This is a genomic window from Enteractinococcus helveticum (genome assembly GCF_020742345.1).
Classification (GTDB): Bacteria; Actinomycetota; Actinomycetes; order Actinomycetales; family Micrococcaceae; genus Yaniella; species Yaniella helvetica_A.
Window position 1 is genome coordinate 1 of sequence record NZ_DYXC01000006.1, and the last position, 6,003, is coordinate 6,003.

Annotated in this window: 2 protein-coding genes; one reads left to right on the plus strand and one right to left on the minus strand. The window is 57.1% G+C overall.

What is annotated here, in order from left to right; all coding sequences use genetic code 11:
* Positions 1–401: 401 nt before the first annotated feature.
* On the minus strand, positions 402–4,559 hold the full coding sequence (locus K8V32_RS00405; protein ID WP_303901225.1) for a LamG-like jellyroll fold domain-containing protein: 4,158 nt from the start codon (positions 4,557–4,559) through the stop codon (positions 402–404).
* A gap of 871 nt (positions 4,560–5,430) precedes the next feature.
* Here K8V32_RS00405 and K8V32_RS00410 point away from each other — a divergent pair.
* Positions 5,431–6,003 (plus strand): thiamine pyrophosphate-binding protein (locus K8V32_RS00410; protein ID WP_303901227.1); only part of this gene is annotated, 573 nt, incomplete at its 3' end.

The window sequence follows — 6,003 nt, forward strand, 5'->3', positions numbered from 1 at the left end:
GAACGAATTATCTCCGCGATGCGGAGCACGTTGGAAGTAACGCATGTACCCTGAAAAACGATAATAGTTCGTAGCGCTAAAAAACGCCTGACATGCTGCTTTATCTTCGATCAGGAGACCACGACGGTCCAAGAGCTCAACTTGATCTTCAACAGAAAGACTCGGTTTCACCAAACCCTCACAAACAAAAAAGGCCCCTCCCATTTGAGCATTAGCAAGAGGCTTGGGAGGGGGTCGATTAGTTCTATTGTATCAGTTCGCGCGAGGGGGTGGCTCACTGAATGGTTGGCTTGTGGATACCGAAATTCCGGTTGACGGGAATATGGCGACCGCAGGTCGTTCCTCGAACGTGAGACGAGAAACGACCAGCGGTCATTTCTTATGTAATCACCGGATCGCGGTTAGTTCGCGGACTTGTTGCGTCGGGAAACCCACCAGGCAGTGAGACCTGCGCTAACGCTGAGCAGACCGCCAAGCGTCAGTAGCAGTGCGCGTTGAGTCCCGGTGTCCGCCAGGGAATCGTTGCGGTCCGCGTTGTTGACGATCTCTTCAGCGGTGTCGTCAGCATCTGAGCCGGATGCCTGCTGCCCACCGGGCTGGTTCCAACCGTTGTCATCATTGTGGTCACCTGTGTTGCCGGAGTCGTCACCGTTGGAACCACCGGGTTGGCCGCCCTGGTCGCCAGCATTATCTGAATCGTCAGGGTTGCTGCCGTTGTCATCCGAGGCTTCGGTGACGGTGATGGCGCGGGTAGCCGAGGCCTGGTTACCGTTGACATCTTCGACCATGTAGGTCAGCACGTAAACGCCAGGTGTGGCGGTATCCAGTGAGCCAATGACCTGGATGTCGTCGGTCAGGTCGCCATCAGTATTATCCGTGGCAGAAACACCGCTCATAGGATCAAACGCGTCTCCGGCGGTGATCGTCACGTGATCAGGCACGGTCAGTTCCGGTGCAATATCATCGGTCCCGGCTGAAGTTGCTGTGAAGACGCCCATCTGGCGAGCTTCGCCGGTTGGTAAGTCTTCGCCTGTTTCAGCGTCACTGCTGGTCACATACCAGGCGTAGGTTTCGCCTTCGGTCAGGCCGGACCATTCCACAGTGGCAGGCCAACCGGAACGGGCGGTGTCTTCACCAATGACCTCATCGGTTGGGGTGGTGACCATGATCTGGTCGGTCGTAAATGAGGTGCGACGCGTCTCCAATTGGATCGGCAGTCGAGTGTCGTCTTCGGTGCCGTTATAACGGGCGCGGTCATCGTATTCGGTTGCCCCGAAGTCATCCAGGTGCGGCGAGTAGGTGTCCACGGCCATTTCGGAGGCGTCCACGTCAATTTGCAGCATCCGGAAGAAGCTGGAGCCAAAGCGCAGCATGTCATTTGGCCCACGGTTGTCGACGCCGGTCAGGCCGAGTTCGTCAGCAGAGACTTCGTAGAACTGGTAGTCGGCCAGTAGTTCGACAATGTTGTTGCCAGGTATACCCACATCCTTACGAACCTCAATGTCCACACCGTGTTCGTGACCGGACAGCACCAAGAACACGTTGTCGTGTTGCCGCAGGATCGACTGATCGACCCGGCTACCGTCGTGAGAGAACGCCGCACCGCGACCATCAGGGTTGGTGGACGGTTTGCGGTGCGCGTGAGTCATGACCATCGCGTTGCGATCCGAGTACTCATCAAGCACCTCGGAAGCCCAGTCGAGTTCCTCTTGGGTCACGTCAAAGCCTAGGTGCACGGCAATGAAGTCCAAACCACCTGCGGTGAATAGGTCGTAGTGGTTCTCATTATCGCCCTCGCGCCACGGCGTATACGAGGCCTGGGCCTCCTGCCACCCGGCGGTTTCTTCGAGCGCTTCGTACCGGTCAGGGTGAAAGTACTCGTTATACAGGCTGTCTGAGCCAACGTCATTACCGGTGCGGTTGTCGTGGTTGCCGGGCAGCACGCCGTTGACGATCTCTGCATCATCGAGCACCTGCTGGGCCTCGGAAGCGAATTCGAATTCGTTAATCGCAATGTCGCGGTACTCTTCCTCATCGACACGGGCACTGCCGGTGTGCCAGTTTTCGATGATGTCACCGGTATGGGCCACATAGGCGATCTTGCGGGCTGAAGCGTTCTCGGCAATCCAGGTGACCGTATCCATATACGACGCCGCCCAGACCTCTTGCTGATCTTCCGAATACGCGCGCTCAACAGCACCCTCGGATAGGTACTGGGTGTCGGTCAGGTGTGCGATGGCAAAATCGTAGTCATCCACCGCTTCAAAACCCGCGGCAACTTCGTTGTCGAGGTCATCGGCGAATGGATCTTCGCCGACCACCAAGACTGCGGCAACACCATCGGTCAGATGATCCGCACCGATCTCACCGGACAGCACGAGTTCACCTTCGGTCAGACCCCGCCCCGAAGCCACGGTCTCCCACGTTTCATCAGCGGTATTCCACACCATCAGGTTGACCTGACGCGATGGGTCCACACTTCCGGCCCAGCGCACGGCCTGGCCATCAGCTGTCTCGCCCACGTCAACATCGAAACGTTGGAACGCGATCTGTCCCGGTTCAGCGGCCAGGCTCTCACCTGAACCATCAAGTTCAGCGGCCTGGTCGTATTCAAATTCCAACGACGACGGTAGCTCATCGACTAAGCCCTGGAACCCTGCATCGGCCAGATCCGCGCGGCCCTCGTAGAACGTCGAGGTCACATCCCCACCATCGGGGTTATGTGCAATTGCCGACAGGCTCACGGTACCTTCACCCTGGCCCGTGTCGACTCCCCCGGTCTCTGGGATCGAGCCGGAGGTAAAAGCAATGGTCTGGGACAGTGGCAGCCCAAATACGGTCTTACCTTCGACGACGATCTCATGCTCGCCAGCCTCCAGGCCGGCACCAATCACATCGCCCGGGGCAATCTGTTCACCATTGAGGGAGTAGGTGGTGCCCTGTGCTACCAGGCCGGGGTTATTCCAGTCCACACTAAATTCGGTCGCACGGGTCAGTTCTCCGCCAGCAGCAGGAGTGCTGGCATCGATCGTTGCTTGCTGGTCACGCAGACCATCAAACGCCTCCAGGTTCAGCGCGGCAACCTGTGCACCGTTCAATGGCTGGCTAAACACACGGGCTGAGGCCAGCGTGGAGGTCGAGTGGAACTGGCTACTGCCCTTGGATGAGTCTGCACCCAGGGTCATATTGTGGGCAGAAGCATCCGGTGGCCACACCATCTGGGTCCCCACTGTCGCAACTTCTTGGGCTAGCTGGCCGTTCACGTACAGGCGTGCGGTCTGGTTCGGGCCGTCGAAGACGGCGACGGCGTGGTACCACTCGTTTGGTTCAATTTCCACGCCAATGTTCTGATAGCTGCCGGTGTGCAGTTCAAAGGTCAGTTTGTCTTGGAACATCGCCACGGCAAAGCCACCGGCCTCTTTATTGGCACACAAGTTCGTCTGGCCCTCGCTCGGCAGGTCCCCGTTGTACCGGAATACACACTCAACCGAAAACGAGTCAGCCATCGCAGCATATTGATCGCCAAATGGATACTGGACGGCATCATCACCATCGAAGGTCACGGTGTTGCGCCCCAGTGCCGAGTCCATTTCGATCACCGGATCGCTGTGGATGTCCACCGGCAGGTTCTGCGCGGTATCGGCTGCCGTGCCATCAGCAAAATCGACATTGAGCAGGTCAGCGGTCGGGGTTTCGACCTCAACCTCAAACTCCTCATTCATGGCCGCAACTTGGGCTGCGGTCACCGGCTGGCTAAACAGACGTGCATCGTCAACCTTCACGGCAGCGTGCTGACCGGGCTGACCGTTTGGACCGCTATCCGCACCGATCACCATGTTATGAGCGGTCTCATTCGGTGGAATGGTCATGGGACCACCCGCGTTGGCCTCGGCCGCCAGTTCACCATCCAGGTACAGCTGCACGGTCTCACCGTCATAGACACCAACCGCGTGATACCAGCGGTTGAGTTCAATATCGGCCCAGGCAAATGTGTAACCCCCGTTAGCATGAATCATGAATCCAGCACGACCATCTTTAACCACCATGGCCCAGCCGCCGGCTTCTTTATTGCCGCAGAACGTGTCTTCCCCACTGGTTGCAGCCGTGGCCATGAAGCCACATTCCACGCTAAAACCGTCCTGCATCGCATCGTAATCATCCGAAGTCATCGGGTAGGAGTACGCATCGTTGCCATCAAAATCCGCGACATTGCGCGCTAGCAATGGATCGACGCCAACTTCCGGATCACCGAAGGCGCTCGCCTCGCGTCCCTGCGCCGCATCCGTTGCACCATCTTCAAAGGAGACATCCAACAGATCCGCTTGCGGAACCTGCTGGGCAACTTGGGTGGTCTGGACAACCGGGGTGGCGGTGGCTGCGAGCGCAGCCGGAACAGGACCGCCAGCAACGAGGCCTACAGATAGCGGGAGAATGACGGCGAGTGGGAGCTTTCTACGGACCGGTGTACTGGATTGGTGACTGGGCAAACGGTTGAGCCTCATGACCTCTTCTTTCGATAAGAAAAATAGCTTGGCCGCCGGGATACAGCCGGCCAACATTCGGTCACCTAATCAGCACTAGCTAAAAACACCGGGACATCAAGTAAAACTCCAAGTCGAAAGCAGATGAACAATTTAGAATACAACCAAAATGTGCGACGACGGCTTGGCAGCGCAACACACTTCAAGAGCAAGTCAAGAGAACGCCCGCAGGCTGTCGCGGGTGAGTGTCCCTACCAGTCACCGGCTGACTAGATGCGATCTACACCCCTATCAGTAGCCCATCCTCGTAAATATGTACAAAAATCTGCATATTTTGTACACGTCTGATGACAACGTACAAATCTTGTACATGTACTTCACAGCAAGTCTGCAACACGAGCTGCTCGGGAAACGTCCAATATCGGTTCATCCGCCCAATCATCACGAGCAATCAAACAGCCATACCGGAGGCAATCATGAAAACATGTCAGTCCAGGACCTTTACTGTTAGGCGAGCTTATTCGGTGGGGAACTGCTCGACTCGTAAGACACAGATAATGTCCTCTGGGCCAGGCCCAGCCGAGCTTCCCATTCGACAGTCTCGCCATCGGCTATGTCGAGGCCATTGCCAACTGCAGAACAGGTGTCAACTTCGGCATCGTCGACGGCACCAACGTTGTCCTCAACGGAACCCGGTTGGCCGGCGAGGTGGTCTTCGCTACCCTCACCGACACAATCGGCACTTTCTTTCTGCGCCGTGAGCCAGGAGTGGGAGGAATATCTTCCACTGCCTCTGACAACACCACTCCCTTTACGCAGAACCGCCAATACTAACAACGACGACGCCCGCTCGGTAGCGCAGCACACTTATGCCATCCCTCTTGTCAGGACTGTCCGAAAGTGGTCGGATGAAAACATCACCCGAATCGACGCGTCAAAGGTGCTTACCATGGCAACATCAGTCAGCGACTTTATTATTGATCGCCTCATCGCCTGGGGTCTACGCCACTGGTATGGATACCCGGGTGACGGTATTGGCGGCTTCGACGGCGCGATGGGACGCGCCCAGAAACAAGGCAAGCACTTCACCTATATTCGACCCACGCATGAAGAAGAAGCGGCGTTCATGGCCACCGCGCACGCCAAATTCACCGGCGAAGTCGGCGTCTGTGTGGCAACCTCCGGCCCGGGCGCACTGCATTTGATGAACGGTCTGTACGACGCCAAGGGTGACAACACCCCGGTGGTGGCCATCATTGGTCAACAAGCACGGGTTTCCTTGGGCACCGAGTTCCAACAGGAAATCAACCTAGAACGAGCCTTCAGCGATGTGGCGGTCTTTGTTCAAACAGTCACCACTCCCATGCACGCACAATTTGTGATCGATAAAGCGGTGCGGATGGCCAAAGCCTACCGCGGGCCAGCCGTGGTGGTTCTTCCCGCCGATGTCCAAACACTGGACATGGAAGAGCCAACAGCCGAGCATTTCGTCTCCCGCACCGGGGTAGGTTATGCCGAAGAC

Excerpts from the sequence above, each read along its gene's own strand:
- K8V32_RS00405 (WP_303901225.1), bottom strand. The coding sequence starts at position 4,559 with ATGTTGGCCGGCTGTATCCCGGCGGCCAAGCTATTTTTCTTATCGAAA.